Below are 26,320 nucleotides of genomic sequence, written 5' to 3'. Positions count from 1 at the left end.
CGGGAGGAAGCGTGGAGGTTGTATTTGGCGGAGTTTCCTTGGGGTGCCCTCACGAGCCGACGAAGCGAGCGTAAAGCGAGCGCGCAATCATGGGATCGGTGGTGCCTTGAATGATCGCACGGCCGTCGGCGAAGAGGGTAATCGTGTGGGGCGGCCGTTCAAGACGAAGAAGCAAGTCGTTCGAGCGGACAGTGCCGTGCGGCGCGAGCCGGGCGTGCATGGCGACGAGATCGACGGGACGGTGATGTTCATGAATCTGCACGGAGTTGCGGCCGCAGAGCGTGATGTGAGGACGGGCGTTTCCGGCCAGATGCGTGAACTCGTGCAGACCGCAGACGGTGCAGGCCGGCTCAGGTTTCGCTGTCGATATCTCCGACCGGTCGTTGTTCCAGAGGTCGAACGAAAGCAGCGAGCGGCGCATGAGAGCGGGCTGCCCGGTCAGATATTTGAGTGTCTCGGTGACCTGGATTGAGGCGGCGAGGTTGACGGCTGTGGAGAGGATTCCAGCCGTGTCGCAGGTCTCCGTTGGGCCGGATGGAGGCTTTGGGAAGATGCAGGCGAGGCAGGCGGTGGCCTGCTGCGGATCACGATCCAGATGCAATGGCAGGATGTTCATCGTTGCCGCGTAGGCACCGATGGCGGCGGCGTAGATCCAGGGCTTGCCCTGCTGTACGGCGAAGTCGTTGATGAGATAGCGGGTCTCGAAGTTGTCGGTGGCGTCGAGGACGATGTCCGCTGCGCTGAGGAGCTCTTGGGTGTTCGCCGGGACGAGGTCGGCGATCTGCGGAACCACGGTAACGGTGGAGTTGAAGAGCGCTATCTTGCGGCGGGCTGCCTCGGCTTTGGGTAGGGAGGCTGCGGCGTCGGCTTCGTCGAAGAGAACCTGGCGCTGGAGGTTGGAGGCCTCGACGAAGTCGCGGTCGATGAGCGTAAGTGTGCCGACACCGGCGCGGGCGAGCAGCGATGCCGATGCGGCCCCGGTCGCTCCGCAACCGACGATGGCAACATGCGCTGCAGCCAGCCGCTGCTGGCCGGATTCGCCGACGCCGGGGAAGAGAATCTGGCGGCTATAGCGCTCGGTGTCGACGGCGGCATTCGGGGCGGCGGCGGTTAGGGCATCGATCGGATTTTGCACGGACAGGGGCATAGACGTCTGGTCCAGTGTGCCGGAAAGATCGCTCTCATGGCCGGCGACGGATGAACTCTTACTACGTAGTATAGAGAGGGTAAAGCGGTTCGGATTGCGGCATGACTTTCGCCGAGGAATTTGCATCCTAGAAGGTTGAACGACAGCTGATCGGCATCTGCAAGGGGCCGGAAAAACGCTGAACGACGCAAAGGGCGGCGGCCACGGGTGCGAGCTTTTCGCCTCCCGGTCACGGGATGAAACGTCCCACAATGAGACAAAGGAAGTTGGACTGCTCGAAGATTCTGCGGGCCCCATGAAGAGGAATTTGCGAGTGGTGTTTGATGGTGGCGAGTTGAAGATTCGGAGGTTGCACGCCGCGCTCAGCCTGGCATGGGGGGCAATCGCTCTCGGAGGCGTTGCCTTTGGACAAGCTTCGACTCCGGCTGTTGGAAGCCCGCCCCAGACAGGCACTTCAGCTCCTGCCGTAGTTCAGCGCGCTCCGGTTCCGGAGACCACGCAATCGGTACCGGCCGCTCCCACAAAGGCTCAGCGCGAGCGGCAGGCGGGTGGAACCAAAGTTGCCGATGAGCCTGGGCTGAAGACGACTATCTTCCAGTGGAACGGCTTGAAGGTCGATGCGATCCGTTTTGAAGGGGTGACCTTCGGTCCGGACGACGTTCTTCCAAAGCAGCTCCCACAGCAGGCAGGACAGCCGCTCGATCCGGAGAAGGTACGCAACAGTATGCGCCGGCTATTTGCGAGCGGACGGTATCGCACGATCGGAGTGAGCGGGATTCGCAGTGGCAACTCGGTGACCCTGATCTTCAGCGGCCCGTCGCGCTACTTTGTTGGTCGGGTCAACATCGAAGGCGTAAAGGTCGAACAGCTCGCCTCTTTGCTGGAGTATTCGACGAACCTGAATCCCGGTGCTCCGTATGTTGAGACGGCGGTCCCCACGGCGACGACGCTGGTGAAGCAGACGCTGGCGCAGAACGGGTACTATCAGCCGGTCATCTCCGTGACTACGACTCCGGACGATGCGAGTCAACAGATGAACATCACCTTTCGGATCAACATTGGGGCGCAGGCCCGTATCGGCAACGTGGCGATGGAGGGCCCCGATCCTGGCCTCACGCTGGAGGAGTTCCGAAAGAAAAGCAAGCTGAAGGAAGGCCGCAAGGTCACGCGCGAGACAACTTCGAATGCGCTCAGCAGACTGCGTGCGCAGTATCAAAAGAAAGATCGGCTGGAAGCGACGGTGGCGCTGCAGAAATCCACCTACGACCAGCCGAAGAAGCAGTTGAACTACGACTTCCGTGCGAACCAGGGGCCGGTGGTGAAGGTCTCGATCGAAGGAGCAAAGGTCTCGAAGAGCAGGCTGCATATGCTGGTGCCGATCTTCGAAGAGGGCACGATCGACAATGACCTTTTGAACGAAGGGACGCACAATATCCACGAGTTCCTTGAACAGCAGGGATACTTCGACGCGAAGGTCGAAGTGAAGGTGATTGGCGAGAATACCCCGAGCGAGCAGGTGGTCTATTCGGTGGACCGCGGCGTAAAGCACAAGGTGACAAGTGTAATGCTGAAGGGCAACAAGTACTTCGAGTCCGATCTGTTGAAGGAACGGATGAAAGTGCAAAAGGCGGATGCTTACCTTCGCAGTGGCCGTTACAGTCCGGCGCTGGTCGACTCCGACATAAGTTCGATCCAGGCGCTCTATCGTGCGAACGGATTTAATGAGACGACGGTCACGCCCGTGGTGGATGACATTGACAACGGTCCGAACGGCAAGCCCCTCAAGACAGCGCAGATTCGTGTGACGCTGACGATTGTGGAAGGTCCGCAACAGAAGTTCGGGCCGATCGACGTGGCGGGTGTGGATGCAAGCCGGATGGCGGCGGTTAAGGGGCTGCTGAACTCGCAGCAGGGACAACCATTCAGCCTGATCTCGCTCTCCGGTGACCGCGACGCGGTATTGAGCTACTACCTGAGCAATGGCTTCGACCAGGCGCGGGTCGAGGTGAAGCAGGCCAAGGACGCGAACGATCCGAAGCTAACGAATGTCGGCATCAACGTCACAGAAGGACACCAGGTCTTCGTCGATCACGTGCTGGTATCCGGCGACGATCGGACCAAGCCGAAGGTGATCGACAATACCTTGGAGTTGCACCCGGGCGACCCATTGGACCAGAGCGCGCTGCTCGACACGCAGCGAAAGCTCTACAACCTCGCCTTATTCAATGAGGTGAACGCGGCGGTGCAGAATCCTGATGGAGACGCGGCGCGTAAGAATGTGTTGATCCAGTTGCGCGAGGCAAAGCGGTGGGATGTAACGTACGGTTTCGGGATCGAGGCACAGACCGGTACGCCGACGGCGGGAACGCTCTCCAAGGCCTCGGCGATCCTGCTCGGCGACCAGAACGTTGTTCCCAAGCAGGAGGGCAGCCCTGGAGTTAGTCCGCGGGTGTCGGCGGACGTGTCGCGCATCAATCTCTTCGGCACAGACAAGTCGGCTACGCTGCATACGACCTACGGATTACTCGAAAAGGTGGCGACGCTGAGTTTCATAAACCCCCATCTGCTGGGCAATCCGTTGCTGACGGCGACGGTCTCCGGCGGCTACTCGAACGTACAGAACATCACGACCTTCAAGGCCTCGACGCTACAGTTCGATTTTCGCGTAACGCAGAAGTTCCGCAGAACCGACACGTTTATCTACGACTTTGAGTACCGTCGGGTAGCCGTCGATCCAAACAGCCTGCAGATCTCGGCGAACCTGATTCCCCTGCTCTCGCAGCCGGTCAGGGTAGGCGGGCCTGGATTGACCTGGTTCCACGACACGCGCGATCCAAGCCCGCTCGATGCCGGGAAGGGATCGTATACGTCTGTGTCGGAGTTCTTTGCGACGTCGAAGTTCGGGTCGGAGTCCGACTTCAATCGCGTGGATCTCACGAACTCGACTTACTACACCTTTGGGAAACGGAAGTATGTGCTGGCACGCAACACGCGGCTGGGATTTGAGACCAAGTTTGGCAAGAATCCGAACGAGGGGAATGCTTCCTGCGCAGGAATTCTGCTCGATACGAATGCCTCCTGCGATGCTGTTCCGCTACCGGAGCGTCTGTACGCGGGCGGCGCGAGTTCACACCGCGGCTTCCCTCTAAACGGAGCTGGACCAAGGGACCTGCAGACCGGATTTCCGGTGGGCGGGACGGCGGCGTTCGTGAACTCAACGGAGCTCCGTCTGCCTGCGGCGACGCTGCCCTATGTGGGCGATGGGCTAAGCTTTGTCCTCTTTCACGACATGGGAAATGTCTTCCAAAACGTTAGCGATATGTTCCCAAGTTTCTTTCGCTTCAGGCAGCCGAATGAGCAGACCTGCGCGGTGGTGACGAATGCATTCGGGACATGCGATTTCAATTACTTTTCGCACGCTCTTGGGGTGGGCGGACGGTACAAGACGCCGGTCGGGCCAATTCGCGTCGATTTTAGTTACAACTTAAATCCGCCCAGATATCCGGTGATTGCAGACTTCAACGGACGTGATCCGTATGAAGGCAAGGCGGGCAGGTTCAACTTTTTCTTCAGCATCGGACAGAGCTTCTAGTGTTCAAAGACAACGGCATGGTCGGGAGTTCGATGAAAGACGGCAGGGCCAACCTGCTGCGACTTGTGCTGCCCGCGGCGCTGCTATTGTTGTGCGGTTCTATGCAGGCTCAGAGTGCGGCTGACGCCAAGTCTCAGAGCACCGCTGCGCAGGATGCCGGAGCAACGCAGCTTGACCGTGTGGTGGCCATCGTCAACGGCGACCTGATTCTTGAAAGTGATGTCGATGAAGAGCGTAGATTCGCGGTCTTTCAGCCCTACAGCGAACCGACGGGGTCGTTCTCCCGCGCACAGGCGATTCAGCGGTTGATCGACCGGACATTGATTCTGCAGCAGGCAAAGGAACAGCCAAGAAAGCCGATCACCGATGCCGAAGTGCAGGCGAACCTGGCCGACCTGCGCAAGGACATTCTGGCCTGCAAGCAGTACAAGTGCGAGACCCCGGAGGGCTGGCACAAGTTTCTGAGCGACAACGGATTTACGGAAGAAGAACTGCTTCGGCACTGGCGCGACCGCATGGAGACGCTGCAGTTCATCGAGGACAGATTCCGCATGGGAATTCGCATCTCCGACCAGCAGGTGCAGGACTATTACAAAAAGACGCTTCTGCCCAAATATGCGGAGCGCAAGGCGAATGCTCCGAAGCTGGATTCGATCAGCGATCGGATCCGCGAGATTCTGCTGCAGGAACAGGTGGGCGCGTTGCTGGATGACTGGCTGAAGGCGCTGCGCGCGTCGGGCGATGTGCGGATGGTCACGGCAGATGAGGTGACGCGATGAGCGTGCCTGAAGAGCCGGTAGTTCCGCAGGTTAAGAAGCGGCCCCACATCGCCATCCGCATCTCGAAGGCGATGGCATGGACCGTGCTGAGTGTGCTCGTGCTGATCGTCGCGCTGCTCGGCACGGGCTGGTGGTACACCACGACACCGGACTTTCAGCGGCGCGTCGGCAGAGAGGTCGTCAAGGTTCTCGAGGACGCAACCGGCGGCGGGGTCGAGTTGGGGAAGCTGCGCTTCAGCCTGCGGCACCTTGCCATCGAAGCCGATGGACTTATCATTCATGGGACGGAAGGGCCGGGCGAAGCGCCGTATGTCTCGCTCGACAAGATTGATGTACGGTTGAAGATCTCGAGCTTTCTATCTCACACTGCGGGCGTGGGACTGGCTTCGCATGTGGGGTTGAGCCTGCTTCGTGTCGAACATCCGCAGATTCATCTCATCATCGACAAGGACGGAAAGACGAATCAGCCGGTGCCGAAGCATTCTAGCACGAGCAAAGAATCGTTGACGGACACGCTGCTCGACCTGAAGGCGAGCCAGGTGGAACTTCTGAATGGCGTTGCGCTACTGAACGATCGCGCGATTCCGTTCGATCTGGCTGCGCGTGATCTCGATGCAGAGGTGCATTACATCTCCAAGAGCGATCGATACGGCGCGACGGTCGACTTGCGTGATCTACGCACGAAGATGACGACGTATCCGGAGGCGCAGTCGAAGCTGCACGTTGAGGCTGAGCTCGGTCGCGATGCGGCGAAGCTGACGAAGCTCGAACTGACGACAGGTAAGAGCACGGTAGTGAAGGCGAACGCATCGCTCGATCACTTCGCGCAGCCGGAGTGGCAGGCAGCGGTGGATGGCTCACTGGAGCTAAAGCAGATTGGCATCCTCGCCGGGTTCAGTGGGCTGACGGGCGGCGTGGCTGACTTGAATCTGCGTGGGCATAACTGCACCGTCACTCCCGCTGTCGCGCAGAAGCATCTGCCCTTCTGGCGAAGCAGACATCCGAAGTCCGAACAGACGTCGAGCAGCAAGACGCTGGCGCCCGATCCGGACTGCAAGGCGGGCTATCTGCTGGTTGGCGAGGTGAAGGTTCACAAGGCGGGTTACGAGGACCAGGATGTCAGGCTGCACGATATCGACGGCTCCGCGCACCTGAAGATCACGCCAGCGGACCTGCTGTTCACTGCGTTGACGGGTTATCTGCCCGGCGGTGGAAGCGCGGAGGGCGATCTCAGGATCACGAACTGGCTGGGCGAGGTGCCTTCCGATGCGACGGCGAAGTCCCCCAGTACGCTGACTGCAACCGCGGCGGCGAAGACGGCAAACCGCACGGCAGCGATCATCAACGCCGCTCCTCCGGTGACGGGTTCACTCGCGGTCACGAAGGTTCAACCCGCGCATGCGTATCTGACCGCGACGGCGAAGGGTATTCCGCTGCGGACGATCATGGACGTCGTGGCACCGAAGGGCTATGGCGATCTCGGCTTCGACACCACGGTGAGTGGGCCGGTCAAAGCGGAGTGGAGCGGGCCGGCGAGCGCGCTGGCGGCATCGGTGCAGGTGGATGGCGACTTAAAGTTTGCGCCGTCGGGCTCGAAGCGTGCGGGTGCGGCCTCCAACATCCCCGTAAGCGGGCAGGCGCAGGCGCATTACGACGGAAGGACCGAGGTGGTCCGGATCTCGAGGATTCAGTTGCTGACGCCGCAATCCACGTTGAATGCGAGTGGCGTGCTCGGCGTCAATATTGGAGATCCTTTGACGGCGTTGCAGGTCAATCTTTCTGTGCGGGACCTCGGCGAATACGACCAGTTGCTGCAGACGCTCGGTCTGGAGTCGAACGGCAAGAAGGGCAGCGCCGCGATCCCTCTGGTGCTTCACGGCGGGTTGGAGTTTCAGGGATCGGCATCCGGCCCGATTGCGGACCTCGATGTGAAGGGACATCTGCAGGCGCAGCAGGTGGAGGTAAAGCTCGGTACTGGCGAGACACAGCAGGCGGACGTGCTGGTGGATTCAGTCGTCGCGGACGCGGAGTTCTCGCCTTACTCGGGGCTGGCTGTTGCAAGCTCGACGATCACGCGCGGGACCGCCGTGCTCAATGTTGGCGGATCCGTGAAGCCGCATAAGGTGATCTCAAGGCGGCGCAACTCGAGTTATGTGTGGGATGACGATACCGTGGTGAACGCGCAGGTGCGGCTTACGAATGCACAGATGGCGGACGTGCTGCAGATCGCCGGACAGCAGGGGAAGTATCCCGTGACTGGCACTCTCAATCTGCACGGCAATGTGAACGGAACTCTTGGCGCGTTGAACGGTGGCGGTAACGTGGCACTCGCAAATGGCGTTGCCTATGGCGAGGCCTTCCAAACAGTGAGCGCCGACCTGACCGTCCAGGGCAAAGCGATTGAAGGCAAGAACGTCTTGTTAAAGGCGCACGACATGCAGGTGACGGGCAACGGCGGCTACGACATGGCGAGTCAGCGCTTCCATGCGCATCTGCAGGGCGACAATCTGCTGTTGTCAAAGCTCGATACGGTGAAGAAGTCAGGTGTCGCGGCAGACGGAACGCTGACGCTGGTGGCCGACGCAAACGGGACGATCGAACAGCCGGGGCTGGTCGCGAAGTTGAAGCTTGCGAATGTGACGGTCAGTGACAAGCCGTTGGGCGATGCTACGGCGGACGTTCACAGCCAGGGAACGATGATGTACCTCACCGCGCAGGCGTCGGCGATTGGAACGAAGATCGACGCAACCGGGCAGACGCAGCTGACGGGAGACTACCAGACCCAGGCGAAGCTTAATTTTGCCGGATTGGATCTGGGCAAGGCGGTCGATATGTTCTCGACCACCGGGTTGAAGGTAACTTCGAACATCGATGGAACGGTCACGGTCAACGGGCCTCTGAAGACGCCGATGAAGCTCGAAGGCAACGCGGCGTTGAACAACTTCAGCGTGAAGCTGCAGGGCATCGACCTAAAGGCGGCGGAGCCTATCCGCGTAAGCCTGAAGAACGGTGTTGCGACGCTGGAGCAGTTGCATATCACGGGTACTGACACCGACCTGCATGCGGGCGGAACTGCACAGATCCTGGGCGCGACGGGCGCGAAGGGCGGCGCTCTGAATCTGCGGTCAACTGGAAGTGTAAGCCCGGCACTGGCGCACGTCGTCGATCGCGAGGTCCAGGCGAGCGGCAAGGTCAGCTTCAATGTGGCAGCTGTGGGTCAGATGAAAGAGCCGCAACTTACCGGCAAGATCAACTTTGAGCATGTGAACGCCAGCATGGAGAGCATACCGAACGGCCTGACCGACATGAACGGCAGCATGACCTTCAACGAAGACCGGCTACAGGTAGAGAATCTAACCGCGACGACGGGCGGCGGCAAGGTGACGATCGGTGGATTTTTCACCTATCGCAACGAGTTCTTCGCCGACCTGACGCTGGGAGCGGACACGGTCCGCGTGCGCTACAACGGCCTGAGCGCGACGGCGAACGCGAGCCTGAAGCTGCAGGGTGGTCCGGACAGTCTCCGGCTAAGCGGCAACATGCTCATCACGCGCTTCGGTGTGGGCGCGAACGTCGACTTCGCGGCGTTTGCGGGGTCTGGCGGGGTGGCCGCGCCGCCCGATCCGAACTCCATCATGGATAAGATCGTCCTCGACGTTCATGTGACCAGTTCGCCGCAGTTGGACTTCCAGAACTCCTATGCCAAGCTGGCCGGAACCGTTGACTTGACAGTACGCGGAACGATCGCATCGCCCACCGTGCTGGGGCGTATCCAGGTGACCGACGGCAGCGCAACCTTCGCCGGCACCACCTATCAGTTGCAGCGTGGCGACATCTATTTCTCGAACCCAGTGCGGATTGACCCGGTCATTGATATCGATGCGACGGCCCGCGTGGAGAGCTACGACATTACGGTTGGCCTGCATGGGACCTCGACGAACCTTAAGCCGACCTACCGGTCAGAGCCGCCGCTGAGCGAGGCGGACGTCTTCAATCTGCTGGCGCTCGGACGCACGCAGGAAGAGGCGCAGCTCTACCAGGAAAAGCAGGTGCAGCAGGGCACCGATCCCACAACCAGCGCCCTGCTGGGCGGGGCCTTGAACGCTACCGTTAGCAATCGTGTCTCGAAGCTCTTTGGTGTGGGCAGCGTGAAGATCGATCCGGCATTCGTCGGTACGCTTGGTAACTCGTCGGCGCGTATCACGGTTGAGCAGCAACTGACGCAGCAACTCACTTTGACCTATGCGCAGAACGTGAACCAGACTGCGCAGCAGTTAATTCAGGTGCAGTATCAGTTGAATCGGAACATGTCGATCGTGGCGACACGCGACGAGACGGGCGTCTTCAGCGTGGTCTATAAAATTCGGAAACGCTATCGTTAATCCCGATTTTTGCGTCTTATCACTGTGAGATTGCCCTCATTGCGGCGATGAAGCCGAAGGGCAGAGCGGAGAAGACCATGAACGTAAACGACTTAAGACGAGTGGTGAATGGTGCAGTCGTCGCCGGAATGCTAGCTATCTCCACCATGGGATTTGCAGCAGCAGCGCAGAGTACGAATCCGGCGGACGCGCAGATCCAGGCCGACGTGATGAAGGCACTGAACAATAAGCATTTCAGCAACGTGAAGGTTGATGTTTCGGGCGGTATCGTGACGTTGTCCGGAACGGTCGACCTTTATAGCGAAAAGGAAGAAGCCGACAAGAAGGCGCATCACCGTAAGAACGTCTCGGGCGTTCGCAATGAAATCACGGTCGCCGGCCCCACGGTAGAAGACGCGACCTTGCGGAACAAACTCGGCGAGAAGATCGCCTATGACCGCGTGGGATACGGGACGACCGCCTTCAATGCGATCACGATTGCTGTACAGAACGGCGTGGTGACGCTTGGCGGCGTTGCGTATGGCCCGATGGATAAGGACGCAGCGCTCAGCGAGGCCGCAAACTATCCGGGTGTGAAGGATGTTGTCGACAACATTGAAGTCGCCCCGCCTTCGCCGATGGATGACAGAATTCGTATCGCCACTGCGCGCGCGGTCTACGGATATCCTTCGCTGAACAAGTACTCGATCGATCCGGCGAAGCCGATCAGAATTACCGTAGTGAGCGGCAACGTGACGCTTTCGGGTGTAGTCGACAGCCAAGCGGACAGGGACACTGCAGGGATTCGTGCGAATAGCGTTCCGGGAGTCTTCAAGGTGACGAATAACCTCCAGGTCGAAGGGGGATCGAATTCGGCAGCAAAATAAGCCGAGAACGATTCACAGGGCGAATGGCCGGGCATCTTGTCCGGCCATCGTTTTGTCTGAAAGCTCATAGAATGGAAGTATGAGTTCGCTGGTATCGAAGACGGGCGTTGCGCTCGAGATGATCAAGTGGGAGCACAGCATCTTCGCTCTCCCCTTTGCCTTGACTGGCGCTGTATTGGCTGCGGGAGGCTGGCCGAAGCTCTCCGTGTTCCTATGGATTGTGGTGTGCATGGTGTCGGCGCGGACTGCGGCGATGGCGTTCAATCGGCTTGCTGATGCGGAGCTCGATGCAGCGAATCCTCGCACGGCGACGCGGGCGCTCCCTGCGGGCGCTTTGAGCAAGGGATTTGTAGGCGGCTTCGTGGCGGTATCTGCGGCGGTGTTCTTCCTCGGCGCGGCAATGCTGAACCGGCTCACGCTGGAGCTTGCTCCGGCTGCGTTGGGCGTGGTGCTGGTCTACAGCTACATGAAGCGCCTAACGCGGTGGTCGCACCTCGTGCTGGGACTGGCGCTGGGCATTGCGCCGTCGGCCGCATGGATTGCCGTGCGGGGCAGCTTCGATCCACGCATCGCTGTGTTGACGCTTGCGGTGATCTTATGGGTAGGTGGTTTCGACATCCTCTACGCCTGTCAGGACTTCGAGCACGATCGACTTGTGGGATTGAACAGTGTGCCGCAGGCCTTTGGATTGCAAGGCGCTTTCTGGATGGCGCGCGCTATGCATTTCGCAATGATCCTGGTTCTTCTGTGGCTCGTGGAGTTATTCGGACTAGGAAAGATTGCGACGGTCGGAATTGGCGCGGTCACGGGACTTCTACTCTATGAGCACTCGATCATCTCGCCGAAGGACTTGCGGCGGATGGATGCAGCCTTCTTCACTTTGAACGGCGTGATCTCTGTGGTGCTTTTTATCTTCGTAGCCACAGATGTTTTATTGGGGCGCCAATAGGCTTGCGAACAAAAAGGCCGCTCAAGTTGAGCGGCCTTTTTTTACGGCTATTTCGAATTTAGTGGTTCGCTTTCACGTTGTCCGTGTGACGGATCACACTGTCCTTAAGCTTCTGAGCAGTGTTGACGATAGAGTCCCGAACAGAATGGGTCTTCTCGTGACCTTCAATCTCGGCATCGGAGCTGCTTGCCTGAGCGTGAGCACGAGCATCATCCGTTACCGCTTGCGCGGCTTCCTTGGTGTTGCCCCACGCTTCCTTGGCTGCGCCTTTGACCTGGTCAGCGGCACCTGAATTGGCAAGCTTTTCGTTTCCTGTCGCTTCGCCGATGGATTGCTTTACCTGGCCCTTGAGCTGATCGAATTTTCCGGTAATTGTTTCGGTAGCCATAACTACTCCTAGTTAAGTAATAAGGATGATGTTTACTTCACTTGACATGGTGAAAGTCGGCGGTGCCGCGCCTATCACGGAAGCTAGAGCGCACGCCGCCCTTGAAGCAGGTTGAAGATGAGCACGATGATCGCGAGCACGAGAAGGATGTGAATCCAGGAGCCGAGTGCCGCGCCACTGACCAGGCCAACGACCCAGAGAAGGAAGAGAATGATGGTGATCGTCCAGAGCATTTGAGTGAATCTCCTGTTGCCGGGCCCTTGATGCGGCCGGGCGTTTGTGCTTATAAACCGTCTGCCTTTCATAAGGTGCGAGGTGTAAGAATGAGGTTGCCAAACGCTGTGATGGAAAGTGTTTTATTTTGCACACAGAAGTTGGCGGGAAGATTTTGAGTGCGAGGTAAAGGGTGAAGTCGAAGTTGCGAATTGCAATCCAGGGAGAACTTGGATCGAACAGCCATATGGCAGCGCTGGAGCTGCTCGCAGCGGCCGAGGTTACAGTCGAGATAGTGCCCTGTGCGGTCTCGGCGATTGTGTTTGAGAAGCTGATGGAGACCGATGAGGAGTTAGCCATCGACGGGGCAGTTTTGCCAATCGAGAACAGCCTGCACGGGGCGGTGGCGGAACACTACGACCTGATCGCGGCGAACCCGGTGCGGATCGTCACCGAGAGCTTTCTGCGGATACGCTTCAACCTGATTGCGATGCCGGGAGTCAAGGCCGGTGACCTGAAGCGGGTGATATCTCACCCGGTTGCACTCTCGCAGTGCCGAAGATACCTGGCGGCGCACCCGGATTGGGAAGTGGTCCCTTTCTACGACACCGCAGGTAGCGTGAAACACGTGATGCAGATGCAGCTTCGCGCTACGGCGGGTATCGCGCCGGAGCTTGCCGCGCAGGAGTATGGCGGCGAGATCCTTGCGCGGGATCTTGAGGACCACGCCGCGAACTTCACCCGCTTTCACCTGATCTGCCGGGAAGACCGGGTAGCGATGCTTCCAGGCGCGTTGATCCCACAGAAGTCGAGCAAGATGACGGTTGCGTTCACCGTCGAGCACCGCCCAGGGACATTGGTTGAGGCGCTACAACTTCTCGCTTCTGCGGGCGTGGACTTAACGAGGATCGAATCGCGTCCGGTGCCCGGGCACCCCTGGGAGTACGTCTTCTATGTAGAGTTTCGGTTCGCTGAAGTGGCGCTGGCCGAGGCCGCTCTTGTTTCGCTCTCCGCGCACTGTCACACGGTGAAGGAGCTGGGACGATATCTCGCGGCCTGACGGCGATAGCCAGAATCGTATAAGCTTTCGGTGCCGTCCAGATTGGTATTTCCTCTGCACGCGAACGGGCGAAAGCGTCACGGGGGCATGGTTCGAGCCGATGTGAAGGAGATGTGGCTGGGTGAGTCCGAGCCAGGGATGTGGTGGTTGCGACTTTTCTTAATCTTCGGCATCGAATAGCATGAAATATGACAGAAGGACACTCAATGCCAAATGACTTTGTAAGCGTAATTAGCCCCCGAGGAAATGAGAAAGCTGGCGAAGGATCTACCCCGGGCGGCGGCAACACCCCGCTTCCGGTGCTTCCAGTCCGCGATACCGTACTGTTTCCGCACGCCGTTCTGCCGCTGACTGTAGGCCGCGAGAGCTCGATTCAACTGATTCAATCGCTGGGTGAGGGCAAGACGATCCTGGTCGTGGCGCAGCGCGATGCCCGCCAGGACACGCCGGAAGGCGCGGATCTGTACTCGATCGGAACTCGCGCGACCGTGCACAAGGTCGTGAAGATGCCGAATCAGAGCCTCTTCGTCTTTACCGAGGGCAACGAGCGCGTTCGCGTGGGCGAGTTTACGCAGCTTTCGCCCTTCATGACCGCCGAGTACGAGACGATTCCTGAGAGCGAGATGACTGCGTCGCCTGAGATTGAGGCGTTGCAGCGGAACGTGGTCAGCCAGTTCCAGCAGATCGTGACCTCGTCGCCGACGCTGTCGGACGATCTGCAGACGATCGCGATCAATATTGAAGAGCCCGGGCGGTTGGCGGACTTTATCGCGTCGTCGCTGCCGTTCTTGACCACTACTGACAAGCAGGAGTTGCTCGAAACACCGAGCGTCCTGGCGCGGATGGAGCGCATCAACAAGCACCTCGCCAAGGAGCTTGAGGTTCAGCAGCTTCGCAACAAGATTCAGACCGAGGTGCAGGACTCCGTTCAGCAATCACAGCGCGATTACTACCTGCGTGAGCAGTTGAAGGCGATCCAGAAGGAGCTTGGCGACCTCGACGACTCGCAGAAGGATACCGCCGACCTCAAAGAGAAGATTGAGAACGCCGGCATGCCTGAAGAGACGAAGAAGGACGCTCTGAAGGAGCTTTCGCGGCTTGCGCGGATGTCTCCCATGGCGGCGGACTACTCGCTGACGCGGAACTATATTGAGTGGCTGGCTGTGCTGCCGTGGGCGAAGTCGTCGGCTGGCGAGATCGACATTCCCAAGGCGAAGGACTTTCTGGATGAGGACCACTACGGTCTGAACAAGGTGAAGGATCGCATCCTCGACTACCTTTCGGTGCGGCGCTTGAAGCCGGACATGAAGGGGCCGATCCTGTGCTTCGTCGGGCCTCCAGGCGTGGGTAAGACCTCGCTGGGCCGCAGCATCGCGCGAGCGCTGGGACGCAAGTTCAGCCGCATCTCTCTGGGCGGCATGCATGACGAGGCGGAGATCCGGGGCCATCGCCGTACCTACATTGGAGCTCTGCCCGGACAGATCATCCAGAACCTGAAGCGCGTCGAGACGAACGATCCAGTCTTTATGCTGGACGAGATCGACAAGCTTGGCCGCGACTTCCGTGGCGATCCCGCGAGCGCTCTGCTGGAGACGTTGGATCCGGAGCAGAACAACACGTTCCGCGACAACTATCTCGATCAGCCGTTTGATCTCTCGAAGGTTCTCTTTATCTGCACGGCGAACCAGTTGGATCCGATTCCGGCTCCGCTGCTGGACCGCATGGAGATCATTGAGCTGACCGGCTACACCGAGGAGGAGAAGGTGCAGATCGCCTTCAAGTACCTGATCCCGCGCCAGACGAAGGAGAACGGGATCGACCCAGAGTTGATCGAGTTCCCGGAGGAGAGCGTCAGCCTGATCGCGCGTCACTACACGCGAGAGGCGGGCGTCCGTAAGCTGGAGCAGCAGATTGGAACGGTCTGCCGCAAACTCGCCCGGAAGATCGCTGAGGGGCGGACGGAGAAGCTGGTCATCACCAAGGAGGTCGTGCACGAGTTCCTTGGTGGCATCAAGGTCCGTGTCGACACCGAGATCGCGGAGCGCACCAAGCGCGCTGGCGTGGTCGTCGGATTGGCATGGACGCCGGCTGGCGGCGACATCCTCTTCATCGAGGCGAACAAGATGAAGGGCAAGGGCGGCTTCAAGATCACCGGCCAGATCGGCGACGTCATGAAGGAGTCGATGGAGGCAGCGCTGACATGGGTCCGTTCGAATGCGGCTTCGCTGGGGCTCGATGAGGACTTCACCAAGGATGTGGACATACACATCCACGTGCCGGCGGGAGCGATCCCGAAGGATGGTCCATCGGCTGGCGTGACCATGGCGACTGCGCTTGTCTCGTTGCTGACGGACGCTCGGGTTCGGCCTCTCACTGCGATGACGGGCGAGATCACGCTGAGCGGAAACGTTCTGCCGGTTGGTGGCATCAAGGAGAAGTTCCTTGCCGCCAAGCGGGCTGGAGTTCGTGACGTGATCCTGCCGGTCGACTGCAGGCAGCAGGTTGAAGAGGACCTCACACCGGAACAGATCGAGGGCGTGAACATCCACTACGCGAGCGTCATCGAGGACGTGCTGGCGATCGCTCTGCCGAAGAGCAAGCTGGAGGCGGTGATCGACGAAGAGGTGCGGGAAGAGATCCTGCACGCTGCCGAGGTATAAGAGCGCGCGGGGCGGTCACTTCGTGACGTGTATTGGGCTTCTCGTGGTTAGAAGCGAGAGGGTGGTGGATCGATTCGATCTGCCGCCCTTTTCGTTTTGGGGGATATTCTGGTGGCTGTGAGAATCGATGTGTTGTATTTCGGAGTGTTGAAGGACGTGGCCGGTTGTGAGCGGGAATCGCTGGAGCTTGGTGATGGCAGCACCGTGGCTGATGCGGTTCGCCTTCTGCGGGCCCGCGCGTCTAACGGGAGTGATGTTACTTGGAACTCATTGGCGGTCGCGGTGAACCGGGAGTATGCCGGACCTGAGACCGTGGTGCAGGATGGTGACGAAGTCGCCTTCCTGCCGCCGGTCAGTGGAGGAGCGGGAGTGAAGGTCGCGCTGCAGCGGGAGAAGATCGACAGGGAAGAGACTGCCGCGTCTCTGAAGGCGGGCGAAGATGGAGCGCTCGTGGTCTTCGACGGTATTGTTCGCAACAACACGCGCGGACGCAAGACGATGTACCTCGTCTACGAGGCGTATGAAGAGATGGCGCTCCAGCAGATGCACAGTCTGGCGAGCGATGCTCTCAGTAAGTTCGCGGTAAGAGATGTTGCTATTGTTCACCGGCTGGGCAAACTGGAGATCGGCGAGAGCAGCGTGCTGATCGCGGTGGCTTCGGCCCATCGCGGGGCGGCGTTCGAGGCCTGCCGGTGGGTCATCGACACGCTCAAGAAGACCGTGCCGATCTGGAAGAAGGAGCACTTCGTCGACGGCGCGGTATGGGCCGATGGCGAGCCGTTTCCTGAAGAGATTGTCAGCGGCGTAGCGGCGGCGCAGAGATGAAGTCGCTGGCGATGATGATGGCAATGGGTCTGCTGGCGGGGCAAGGCAGCCAGGCCCCGATAGAACGGCGGGACCCCGTCCAGACGTTGAAGGTACAGACCCGGCTTGTGAACATTCCTATGAACGTCGAGGATGTTCACGGTGCGCCGATTGCCGGACTGACGGCGGACGACTTCTCGCTGGCCGAGGACGGGAAACCGCAGAAGATTGCGTTGTTCGAGCGCTCGACGACGACTCCGCTGTCGATTGTGTTGGCCATCGACGCCAGTGAGAGTGTGCTGCGCGACGAGAACCTCGAGCGCAGCGCAGCGAAGCACTTCGTCAAGGCGTTGCTGCGGGAACAGGACGAGCTCGACCTGATGGACTTCTCCGACACGGTGCGCGAGATTGTTCCGTTCACCAATGATCAGAAGCGCATCGATGCCGGGCTGGGGAACCTCGAGCGTGGAGACGCGACGGCGCTCTACGACGCGATCTATCTTGCATCGGAGCGGCTGGCGGAGACCCATACGGAAGTTCTGGCCAAGAAGAAGGGCAGCCGCTCCTCCACGACAGGCGTTGGCGACGGTGATTCGGCTGCACTCCGTCGCCGGGTGATCGTGCTCATCACCGACGGCACGGATACGGTGAAGGGCTCGCGTTACACGCAGGCGATGGAGCAGGCGCAACGCGCAGGCGCGATGGTTTACTCGTTGATTATCGTGCCGGTCTATGCGGATGCCGGACGGAACACTGGCGGCGAACACGCGTTGATCCAGATGGCCGAAGATACGGGCGGCAAGTACTACTACGTCTCCGACCCGCGCGACCTGGAGCCGGCGTTGCGGCGAGTTTCAGACGATCTGCGGACGCAGTACCTGCTGGGCTACTACGCTCCACCGCGGGACCAAGAGCGGGACGCGGACGTGAAGCTGCATTCGGTACAGGTGAAGCTGAAAGATGCGGAGCTGACAGGGAAGAGCGAGTTGCGGTATCGGAAGACTTATTACGATGATGGGCGGTAGACATGTTTGGGCTACTTTGCTTCGAGCAGTTCCAGTGTGCGCTGGTCGGGCGTTCCTTGGAAGTATCGATTCAAGACGGATTGGAACAAGGCGCTCTTAGAGTCTGCCTGGGCGAAGAGGGTCATCGATGACCTGAGCTTAAGATCGTCGGGCGAACCGAAGATCTGGCTGGCGGACCTTCCATCAATCTGCATGAGAAGTTCACAACATTGATGCAGCCTTGGTCCGAGCACGGGATGGCTAAGGTAAGCTTCGGCCTCCGGCAGAGATGCTATTGCGAACAAAATCGACGTCTCTGTATGCCCCAGACCGCGAATCTGCGGAAAGATGAACCACATCCAGTGGCTTGCCTTCCGGCCGGCGCGAAGCTCGCTCGTCACGCGCTCGTAGATTCCCTTCTGGGCGTCGAGGAATCGTTTGAGTTTGTAGGGGTCGTCATCCGCCATAGTCACCTGCGTCATCAAAGTCTGTTCGCGACGTCCTTAGGGTACGCCTGGCGGTAGACTTGAGCTGAGGAAACGCAGTCTATGAGGAAGTTTGAGTTTGCGCACATTGGTGAGGGAATCGCTCGTCAGGCCGGGGCGCTGTTGCGCGGGTTCTATGAGAAGGGCGTGACCGCCGAGTACAAGGGCGATGTCGACCTGGTGACCGAGGCCGACCGAGCTAGCGAGCAGTTGATCGTCTCGAAGCTGAAGACGGCGTTTCCGGCGCATGGGATCTATGGCGAAGAGGGCACGCGCGACCGGCTGGAGAGCGAGTACCGCTGGTACGTCGATCCGCTGGATGGGACGACCAACTTCGCGCACGGATTTCCCTCTTTCTGCGTGATTCTGGGGCTGGAGCACCGGCCGCTGGGGCTGTCTGACGAAGCCGATGGCGAGATCGTTGCTGGCGTGATCTATGACCCGCTGCGCGACGAGATGTTCGTTGCGGAAAAAGGCCGCGGAGCATGGCTGAACGGACGGCAGATCAAGGTGTCGAAGGTCGCGACGCTGGCGGAGTCGCTGACCGCGACCGGATTCCCAAGCCAGAAACGCCACGAGAATCCGAACGTTCATTTTTATCAGCAGATCACGCTTCGATCGCACGGTGTTCGGCGCGCGGGTTCTGCCGGGCTCGACTTGGCGTATGTTGCGTGCGGACGGCTTGATGGCTATTGGGAGTTCAAGCTGAATCCGTGGGACACCTCCGCCGGAGTTCTTCTGGTCGAAGAGGCGGGCGGAACGATCACGCACTTCGACGGTGGAAAGTTCACGCTGGACAGCCGCGAGGTGCTGGCGACGAATGGCCTCATCTTCCCGGAGATGAAGCACATCTTCACCGAGATGTTCGCCGGACGGGATCTGGAGCGGATACCGACTCCTGCGGAGTTTGCCGCGAAGAGGGCGCAGGCGACGAAGTAGACCGACCGGGACTCGCGCGAGTCTAAGCCAAAGGGTGAGTCGATATGAGTGGCTTCTCTCCGATTGCTGCGGGCGTTGTGCTGCTGGCGCTGATCGCGAGTGCGACGCGGACGTTCGGATCGGTCGGGACCGAGACTTCGCCCGCGTCGAAGAAGTTTGAGCAGGCGGTGGAGCGGACGGAAAATCTTCATCTGCCTTTGAATCGGGCGTACCTCTATCGACAGGCGGCGGGAGCGGTTGCACAGAGAGATAAATCTGAGGCGCTGGCTCTGTTGAAGCGCGCGCTGTCAGATATCGACGCTGCCGAGGTTGCGGTGCGGTCGGAAGGAGCGGTCGATGACGCGTTGTTGCGGCAGCTTGAGATGGGGCGGCGCGCGACGATCTTGCAGATGCTGCGGATCGATTCCGGGGAGACGCTGCGGCTGTTGGCCGCTCCGCAGACGGCGGATGCCGACATGGAGCTGCAGCATCAGGTCTTTGACCGGGTCGGGTCGGAGAATTCGGGGACGAAGGGTGCTGATCTAGTCCGCGATGCTGCGGCGCGAAAGCTCGAGTTCGGGGTAACGCCTGCGGTGGTGGCCGGATATGACGTGCTGCGGCGACGCGACGCGGGCGCGGCGAAGTTGTTCGGCGCGGCGATTGTCTTCCGGCTGAAAACGATCGATCCGGCGAGCGATCCGCTGGCTGTGAGCTCGGCGTTTGCGCTGTTGAAGTTGCAGAAGGGGGATGGTGGACGGCGGGACTCGAAGGTGAATCTGAGCAGTTCGGCGCTGGATGCGGATTCGTTGACGACGCTGTATCAGTTCATCGGGGATGCGTTTCTGGCGGCGCAGGACCCGGCGGTGCTGGTGCTGACGGAGAAGCCGAGCGGTTATATGCAGGCGATGCAGCAGTATGCCCCGGAGAAGGCGGAAGAGTTAGCCCTGGCATTGGCCGCAGCTTCGACTGCTGCTGCTCTTGCGGCTCCTTCAACTGCGCAGACGGCAATAGCTACGGAGCAGCCAACGGCAGAAGAGAAGGCTCAACTTGAGGCAGCGCGGGCGCAGGTTCAGGCTCGGCTGGCAGCGCAGATCAGGGAGACCTCTACACATACAAGGCTTCTGTCACAGAGGGTCGGGCAGACGACCTTGAGCGCAGAGGAGCGCGATAACGCGGTCTTTGCCGCAGTGGAGGAGGCGAACCGGTCGCTCTCCCTGGGGCGGGCGCTGGCCAAGGACCTTGAGCCTGAAGCGTTCAGCAATGGGGAGCTGGAGTTTTATGGCTTCGGGCAGTTGACCGGGGTTGTCGATTCCGTATCGTCGATCCTGCAGCGCTATGCTCTCGACCATCCGGGTGTAGCCGAGGATGCGGCGAGCAGGCTGGATGGGCCGGAGGTGCAGACCGAGGTCGAGTTACAGATCGCGATCCGGGAGATGAATGGGCGCGAAGGCTTCTCCGACGATCGTGATGGGCGAAGGCACCGTATGCAGGATGACCTGGCGCGGCCGACGCCGTGAACGCTCCTGCAATGATGGAATCCGCTGACAGATGCGTCTGCTGCTAGAATCGAACTGCGGGATTTCAAACGACATCAGGAGAAGATGAAATGGCATACGTAATCGCAGAACCGTGCATTGGAACGAAGGACTCGGCTTGTGTCGATGCGTGTCCGGTAGACTGCATCCACCCCAAGAAGGATGAGGCCGGCTACGGCGAATCCGACCAACTTTTCATCGACCCGGTCGAGTGCATCGATTGCGGCGCGTGCGTTCCCGTTTGCCCGGTCTCGGCGATCTACGCTGGTGACGATCTCCCGGAGAAGTGGGCCGACTTCCAGACCAAGAACGCAGAACACTTCGGACGCTAAGACGGTTGGATGGTGTTGAGCACGCGCAGCCTTCGGGTTGCGCGTCGCTGTTTGTTGATGCGGAGACCGGATACGGGACTGGGGCATAGGGAATGATCCAGAGAGTGGGCGAGGCGATTGTGCTGCGAAGCTGGCCCTTCCTGGAGGCGGACCTGATCGTGAGCCTGTTTACCCGCGAGCAAGGGCGGGTGAAGGGCGTCGCTCGCCACGCGATGCGGTCGCGGCGGCGCTTTGGCGGGGCGCTGGAGCCGATGACGTATGTTCGGGCGACTTACGCTGAACGCCCCAAACAGGAGTTGATGCGGCTCGACGCGTTCGAGATACTTTCGTCGCCCCTGTCGAGACCGGTGGACTACGCACGCACAGCGGCCCTGCAACTGGTGGCGGAGGTGATCGAAGAGGCGCTTCCGGAGCAGGCCCCGGAGGATGCCGTCTTTCGGCTTGCGCTCTCCGTAATGGAGGAGATGCAGGTGGACAGGATCTGGCTGCCGGTGACCTACTTTGCGCTTTGGATGAATCGTCTGATGGGATGGATGCCGGAGCTGGGACATTGTGTCGTGTGCGGCGAATACCTGCGCGGACAGACGTTGCACTATTCAGCGACGAGCGATGGCATCACGTGCGCGGACGATCGCAGGCCGGGGGCGGTTGCGCTCTCGGCGGGATCGGCTGCGCTGGCGGAGAGAATCTTCCGCGCTCCGCTCAGCACGTTTCGTGGGGAAGAGTTCCCAAAGACTTGTGCAGCCGACCTGCGGCGGTTTGCGATCGAGTTGCTGGAGCGTCATCTGGAGCGACGGCTTGCGAGCGCGCGGACGCTGGAGAGGATAAGGGCGGAGAAGATTTGAATCGGTCCGATTACGCTCTTTCCGTAACTACCGAACAAATCATCAGGCGCGGCATCTGCCTTTGGCTGCTTGCATTGGTCATGGCGTTTGGCTTGATGAGCCGCCATTGGCCGATGGTTGGCGACGCGACGTTCATGCACTACGTGATCTTCCTGATGAAGCATGGGATGGTGCCGTATCGCGACATCGTCGATATGAACCTCCCAGGTTCTTACCTGCTGGAAGGCGCGGAGATGCGGCTGCTCGGCCCCGGTTCCATCGGCTGGCGGCTCTATGACTTTGCTCTGCTGCTGGTGGCGTCGGTTTCGCTGCTGACGATCCTTCGGCGGGAGGGCAGGCTGGCCGGTATTCTGGCTGCCGCGCTGTTTATCCTGATCCACGGGAGAGACGGCATCCTGATGGCTGGCGAGCGCGACTTTGCCGGTGCGGTGTTGCTGCTTGCGTCGGTTGCCTGTCTGTTTGCGGCGGTTCGGCGCCAACGCATCTCCGCCGCCACCATGGGCCTGGGCGTGTGCTCCGGTGCGTTGCTGGGTCTTGCCTGCTGTATCAAGCCGACGTTCATCCCGATGGCCATCTGCCTTCTGTTCTGGATGGAGTGGATGCGGCGCAGGCAATCGCAATCCGTGGCTGGAGTGTTTGCGCCGATTGCAGCGGGGCTTCTGCTTCCGTTGCTGGGATGCTTCGATTTTCTGCTTCGCGAAGGCGCTCTCTCCGGATTCTGGAGCGAGATGCACGGGCTCATTCCGTATCACGCGTCGATCGATCCCCGGAGCTTGGGGTATCTTCTCGCTAATTGCCTTTCGCCGGTCGCCGGGCTGTTTGGTCTCTGGTTGATCGCAGCCTGGATGTTGCGAGAGCACACTTCAAACCCTGAGCGCTTTGTCCTCATCTCGTGTGCGGTCTGCGGACTGCTTTCATACCTGCTGCAGCGAAAGGGGTTCTGGTACCAGCGTTATCCACTGCTGGCATTCCTCTTGCCGGTCTTCATGATCGACTTCAACAGGCTGGTGAAGGGGCGATCGTGGACTCGATTGATTGGGATTGCGGGCTTCGCCTTTGGTGTCGTGCTGGCGAGTCTGTGTGTCATTCGTCTCGCAAAGTTCGACCGCATCGAACCGCAGCGGCCTCTCCTGAGCGATCTTTCAGCGTTTGGACCGCCGTCGACTCTCTCCGGCCATGTGCAGTGTATGGATACCATCGGCGGTTGCCTGGACTCGCTCTACGCGGGCGGCATCGTGCAGAGCACCGGGTTTCTCTATGACTGCTACCTTCTGGGGGAGCGAGGTTCAGACCGGAACGGAGTCGTGAATGGCGATCTTCGCCGTCACTTCTGGGAGGAGATGGCCCTTGATCCTCCGCGATTGATCGTCGTGACCGACTCGGTCTGCTACGAGGGCGCACGGAGCTTCGACAAATACACGCGTTGGCCGGAGTTCCAAAGCTACCTCGCAAGGAACTACGATCTGGTGAAGCAAAGCGGGCCACAGCCGCCGATCCATTACTGGAGCCGACCGCTGACACCTTACAGCTACCGCATCTATCTGCGGCATTCGGATCAGGGCAGTATCCCGGCCATCAAAGCCCGATGACGCTACCTTCGGACCTGGTCATGCGCCTTTTCTAACGCCAATGATTGTTCGGGCCCGATCCCGTGATGCCGCTCGAGGATCGCGGCGATCTCCGCATGCAGGGGTGAATCGGTGCGGATCAGCCAGCACTCGCGGTCGCCCTCGCCGTACCGCCAGTGCTTTCGCTGACGGTAGAACTCCGATCCGTAGGACGTGAGCCATAGTTCGTAGTGCGACTGCGCCGCCCCAAGCACGAGATTGCGCGTCATGTGCGGCCAGGAACGGTCCGTGTAGTTCGACCAGGAAGGCGATGCGAGGCAACTCTCAGTCCAGTCGGGATGGAAGACGATCAGATCCGGCGCAAGCTGAACGACGTCTGAGCTCTGGAAGAATCGGTGGGCGAATAACGGCGTGTTCAACCCCCACGCATCATAGGTGGTCCAGCCTGAAAAGTAGGGGAGAAAACCAGCCTCCGAGGTGACGATGGTCCCATGTTGGGGAAGTCTGCCCAGGGCTTCGGAGATCGCTTTCACCTCCTTGAATTGTCCATCGCGGAAGGTTCGGATCTCTCGCCATTGCGGGCCTGCCAACAGGATCAGCCATGCGATAAAACCTGTCCGGAGCACGACCACTTGGCTCGTTGAGAGCTCAGCCCAGTTGAGGGCAAGAAGGATTGCCGCCGACAGCGGCAGGTAGAAGAAGAAGCGTCCGCCGACATTTTGATCAAGCCGCATGGCCCAGTAGAAGAGAGTTGGACAGAGGACGAGAGGAATCGTCAGCCAGAGGTGCTTTGCGCGTCGCAGGATCAGCAGCGGTGCAAGCAGGATTGCCGCGAAGCCAAGATATCTGAGGCTGTCGTGGATCGACATGGGCACGAACAGTCCAGCGAACCTGGGTGTATCGGATTTGACCAGGAACGGTAGAGGTAAGAACTCCCCGAAGTAATGCCAGCGCCAAAGGAAATGGAGCAAACCCGGAATGACGAATAGGCTACCGATAACAGCAGAAGAGCGGAATCGCAACGGGCTGCGCACGACGAGACCGGCGAGCAGGGGAATGGCGAAGAGAACTCCATCCGGGCGAAACAGGCATAGCGCGAGCGCGAAGAGAGCGGCGGGCACCGCGCGGCCCTTTACCGTAAAAAACACCAGCGCGGTCAGCAGCGCGGCATCGGCGAGCACGGCAAATCCGGAGGCTGCGGCAAGGACCTGAGGGACCAGCGCGATTGACCCTGTGACCAGCAGCAAACGGCGCATCGTGGGCCGAATCTGCGCGAGCCTCAGGAGCAATACTGCAATCGTCAATAGAGAGAGAACGTTGAAAACCGTAGTCGTCCACAGAGGAGCGAGGCCGACTTGCATCCCGGCTGCAACCAATGCCATCCATGCGAAATCCGTCGCTCCTTCGACACGTGGCCCATTCGCCAGAAAGGTGATGGCACCATGCGAGGCAAGGTTTCGGCTGTACTGAAAGAGGATGACGGCGTCTTCCGCAGGCAGGAAGTGAAGCGGCACCAGGACGACTAAAACGAGCGCTATACCACCGAGGGCTACCAGCAAAAAAATGAGAGTCTGGTCGAAGATCGATCTTGACGGCGGTGATGCAAGTTCTGCCCTCGTGGTTGTGACCGCCCCCAGCCCTTCACTCATCCCTCAATCTTCGCACGCGCCTGTACGCGGAAGGCGGAGCAGGAACGCACCCCGGCACGATAGAATCAAGGAATTCTGAAGTTTGAGAGAGATGTACGCGACGCATGAGTGCAATCGTTGAAAATAAGAGTGCTCTGACATTCCAGGAGCTGTTGTTTACGCTACAAAAGTTCTGGGCAGACCAGGGCTGCGTGCTGCAGCAGCCTTACGATGTTGAAGTAGGCGCGGGCACGATGTCGCCCGATACCTTCCTGCGAGTTCTAGGCCCAAAGCCGGTGCGGATCGCCTATGCGCAGCCCTCGCGGCGGCCCGCCGATGGGCGCTACGGTGAGAACCCGAACCGGCTCTTCAAACATACGCAGTTGCAGGTGATTCTGAAGCCACCACCGGTGCGGATCCAGGAGCTTTATCTGGAGTCTTTGGAGGCGATCGGGATCGACCTGAGCGAGCACGACATCAAGTTCGAAGAGGACAACTGGGAGTGGCCGGTGGGCGGTGCCTGGGGTGTCGGCTGGCAGGTGATGCTCGATGGCCTGGAGATCTCGCAGTTCACCTACTTTCAGCAGTGCGGCGGCATGGACCTCGACCCCATCTGCGGAGAGATTACGTATGGGCTCGAGCGCATCGCCGGCTTCCTCCAGGATGTCGACTCGATCTACGACATCGTATGGGCGGTTGAGCCGGACACAGGTAAAAAAGTGACCTATGGCGACATGCGGCTGCCGGAAGAGGAGCAGTATTCGGCGTATGGGTTCGACTACGCGAATGTGGCCTCGTTGTGGGCGCATTTGGACCTCTACGAGAAGGAGTGCCTGGGGCTGCTGGAGCAGGCGAAGCTGCTCGATACGGACGAGACCGCCGACGCGTTGAAGATCAAGCGATTTCCGGTGTTGGGAGCCTATGAGCTGGCGCTAAAGTGTTCGCACCTGTTCAATCTGCTCGATGCCCGGGGAGCGATCTCTGTGACCGAGAGGGTGGGCGTGATGGCGCGGATTCGCAACCTGGTAGTGGGCGTGGCCAAAGCGTATGCGGCGCAGGGTCAATCGCTCGCCGAGAAAGCCACCTAACCGCCACTTGTCATCCTTCGCGCAGTGGAGGATCTGCTTCTTCTTTTGCATTTGTCCGTTTCCGCACTAGCTTTGAA

20 protein-coding genes are annotated in these 26,320 nt (G+C 59.8%); 15 read left to right on the top strand and 5 right to left on the bottom strand.

The window, feature by feature from the left end:
* Nucleotides 1-49 precede the first annotated feature (49 nt).
* Nucleotides 50-1,147, bottom strand: a complete 1,098-nt coding sequence (locus OHL18_RS17585; protein WP_263376178.1) for a ThiF family adenylyltransferase — start codon at nucleotides 1,145-1,147, stop codon at nucleotides 50-52.
* Between the two features lie 295 nt (nucleotides 1,148-1,442).
* Between OHL18_RS17585 and OHL18_RS17580 the strand changes: the two genes are divergently transcribed.
* The 5 genes from OHL18_RS17580 (at nucleotide 1,443) to OHL18_RS17560 (ending at nucleotide 11,715) form a co-directional block, all read left to right on the top strand.
* Complete coding sequence (locus OHL18_RS17580; protein ID WP_263376177.1) at nucleotides 1,443-4,739, top strand: POTRA domain-containing protein; 3,297 nt, start codon at nucleotides 1,443-1,445, stop codon at nucleotides 4,737-4,739.
* Between the two features lie 32 nt (nucleotides 4,740-4,771).
* Nucleotides 4,772-5,518 (top strand): peptidylprolyl isomerase, encoded by a 747-nt coding sequence (locus OHL18_RS17575; protein ID WP_263376176.1) that lies wholly within the window; start codon nucleotides 4,772-4,774, stop codon nucleotides 5,516-5,518.
* The gene (locus OHL18_RS17570) at nucleotides 5,515-9,900 is read left to right on the top strand and encodes a translocation/assembly module TamB domain-containing protein (protein ID WP_263376175.1); all 4,386 of its coding nucleotides are present in this window, start codon (nucleotides 5,515-5,517) and stop codon (nucleotides 9,898-9,900) included. Before OHL18_RS17575 ends, OHL18_RS17570 begins: the two co-directional genes overlap by 4 nt.
* 77 nt (nucleotides 9,901-9,977) lie before the next feature.
* Entirely contained in the window at nucleotides 9,978-10,766 is a 789-nt protein-coding gene (locus OHL18_RS17565; RefSeq protein ID WP_263376174.1) for a BON domain-containing protein, read from the top strand.
* A 79-nt stretch (nucleotides 10,767-10,845) separates the two neighbouring features.
* Nucleotides 10,846-11,715 carry a UbiA-like polyprenyltransferase gene (locus tag OHL18_RS17560; RefSeq protein WP_263376173.1) on the top strand — a complete coding sequence of 290 codons (870 nt, stop codon included), beginning with the start codon at nucleotides 10,846-10,848 and terminating at the stop codon, nucleotides 11,713-11,715.
* Nucleotides 11,716-11,773: 58 nt separating this feature from the next.
* Here OHL18_RS17560 and OHL18_RS17555 read toward each other — a convergent pair whose 3' ends face one another.
* Together OHL18_RS17555 and OHL18_RS17550 are read right to left on the bottom strand one after the other, a co-directional pair.
* Nucleotides 11,774-12,103, bottom strand: coding sequence for a CsbD family protein (locus OHL18_RS17555; protein WP_263376172.1), 330 nt, complete (start codon nucleotides 12,101-12,103; stop codon nucleotides 11,774-11,776).
* 83 nt (nucleotides 12,104-12,186) lie between these two features.
* Nucleotides 12,187-12,336 carry a lmo0937 family membrane protein gene (locus tag OHL18_RS17550; protein WP_184213432.1) on the bottom strand — a complete coding sequence of 50 codons (150 nt, stop codon included), beginning with the start codon at nucleotides 12,334-12,336 and terminating at the stop codon, nucleotides 12,187-12,189.
* A 185-nt stretch (nucleotides 12,337-12,521) separates the two neighbouring features.
* Here OHL18_RS17550 and OHL18_RS17545 point away from each other — a divergent pair, with 185 nt between their 5' ends.
* From OHL18_RS17545 to OHL18_RS17530, 4 genes are all read left to right on the top strand, one after another.
* Nucleotides 12,522-13,376 carry a prephenate dehydratase gene (locus OHL18_RS17545; protein WP_263376171.1) on the top strand — a complete coding sequence of 285 codons (855 nt, stop codon included), beginning with the start codon at nucleotides 12,522-12,524 and terminating at the stop codon, nucleotides 13,374-13,376.
* A 206-nt stretch (nucleotides 13,377-13,582) separates the two neighbouring features.
* Nucleotides 13,583-16,036 (top strand): endopeptidase La, encoded by a 2,454-nt coding sequence (gene lon, locus OHL18_RS17540; protein ID WP_263376170.1) that lies wholly within the window; start codon nucleotides 13,583-13,585, stop codon nucleotides 16,034-16,036.
* Nucleotides 16,037-16,147: 111 nt separating this feature from the next.
* The gene (locus OHL18_RS17535) at nucleotides 16,148-16,861 is read left to right on the top strand and encodes a molybdenum cofactor biosynthesis protein (protein WP_263376169.1); all 714 of its coding nucleotides are present in this window, start codon (nucleotides 16,148-16,150) and stop codon (nucleotides 16,859-16,861) included.
* A complete protein-coding gene (locus tag OHL18_RS17530) occupies nucleotides 16,858-17,865 on the top strand; it encodes a VWA domain-containing protein (RefSeq protein ID WP_263376168.1) in 1,008 nt (335 codons plus the stop codon). The genes OHL18_RS17535 and OHL18_RS17530 overlap by 4 nt, the downstream gene beginning before the upstream one ends.
* An 11-nt stretch (nucleotides 17,866-17,876) precedes the next feature.
* Here OHL18_RS17530 and OHL18_RS17525 read toward each other — a convergent pair whose 3' ends face one another.
* The gene (locus OHL18_RS17525) at nucleotides 17,877-18,326 is read right to left on the bottom strand and encodes a DUF1810 domain-containing protein (protein ID WP_263376167.1); all 450 of its coding nucleotides are present in this window, start codon (nucleotides 18,324-18,326) and stop codon (nucleotides 17,877-17,879) included.
* A 66-nt stretch (nucleotides 18,327-18,392) separates the two neighbouring features.
* On the opposite strand from OHL18_RS17525, the gene OHL18_RS17520 reads away from it, so the two are divergent.
* The 5 genes from OHL18_RS17520 (at nucleotide 18,393) to OHL18_RS17500 (ending at nucleotide 23,548) form a co-directional block, all read left to right on the top strand.
* Nucleotides 18,393-19,268: an inositol monophosphatase family protein gene (locus tag OHL18_RS17520; protein ID WP_263376166.1), complete on the top strand. Its 876-nt coding sequence runs from the start codon at nucleotides 18,393-18,395 to the stop codon at nucleotides 19,266-19,268.
* Nucleotides 19,269-19,312: 44 nt separating this feature from the next.
* Nucleotides 19,313-20,764 (top strand): hypothetical protein, encoded by a 1,452-nt coding sequence (locus OHL18_RS17515; RefSeq protein ID WP_263376165.1) that lies wholly within the window; start codon nucleotides 19,313-19,315, stop codon nucleotides 20,762-20,764.
* An 89-nt stretch (nucleotides 20,765-20,853) separates the two neighbouring features.
* Nucleotides 20,854-21,114, top strand: a complete 261-nt coding sequence (locus OHL18_RS17510) for an indolepyruvate ferredoxin oxidoreductase subunit alpha (RefSeq protein ID WP_263376164.1) — start codon at nucleotides 20,854-20,856, stop codon at nucleotides 21,112-21,114.
* Between the two features lie 92 nt (nucleotides 21,115-21,206).
* Complete coding sequence (gene recO, locus OHL18_RS17505; RefSeq protein ID WP_263376163.1) at nucleotides 21,207-21,959, top strand: DNA repair protein RecO; 753 nt, start codon at nucleotides 21,207-21,209, stop codon at nucleotides 21,957-21,959.
* Nucleotides 21,956-23,548, top strand: a complete 1,593-nt coding sequence (locus OHL18_RS17500; protein ID WP_263376162.1) for a hypothetical protein — start codon at nucleotides 21,956-21,958, stop codon at nucleotides 23,546-23,548. Before recO ends, OHL18_RS17500 begins: the two co-directional genes overlap by 4 nt.
* A gap of 2 nt (nucleotides 23,549-23,550) precedes the next feature.
* On the opposite strand, the gene OHL18_RS17495 is transcribed toward OHL18_RS17500, so the two are convergent.
* Nucleotides 23,551-25,176, bottom strand: coding sequence for a hypothetical protein (locus tag OHL18_RS17495; RefSeq protein ID WP_263376161.1), 1,626 nt, complete (start codon nucleotides 25,174-25,176; stop codon nucleotides 23,551-23,553).
* Between the two features lie 104 nt (nucleotides 25,177-25,280).
* On the opposite strand from OHL18_RS17495, the gene OHL18_RS17490 reads away from it, so the two are divergent.
* Complete coding sequence (locus tag OHL18_RS17490; protein ID WP_263376160.1) at nucleotides 25,281-26,243, top strand: glycine--tRNA ligase subunit alpha; 963 nt, start codon at nucleotides 25,281-25,283, stop codon at nucleotides 26,241-26,243.
* Nucleotides 26,244-26,320: the final 77 nt, after the last annotated feature.

It is taken from the genome of Granulicella aggregans (assembly GCF_025685565.1).
In the GTDB taxonomy this organism is placed as follows: Bacteria; Acidobacteriota; Terriglobia; order Terriglobales; family Acidobacteriaceae; genus Edaphobacter; species Edaphobacter aggregans_B.
Note: the sequence above shows the minus strand (reverse complement) of the source record. Positions and strands in the feature narration are given on the sequence as shown.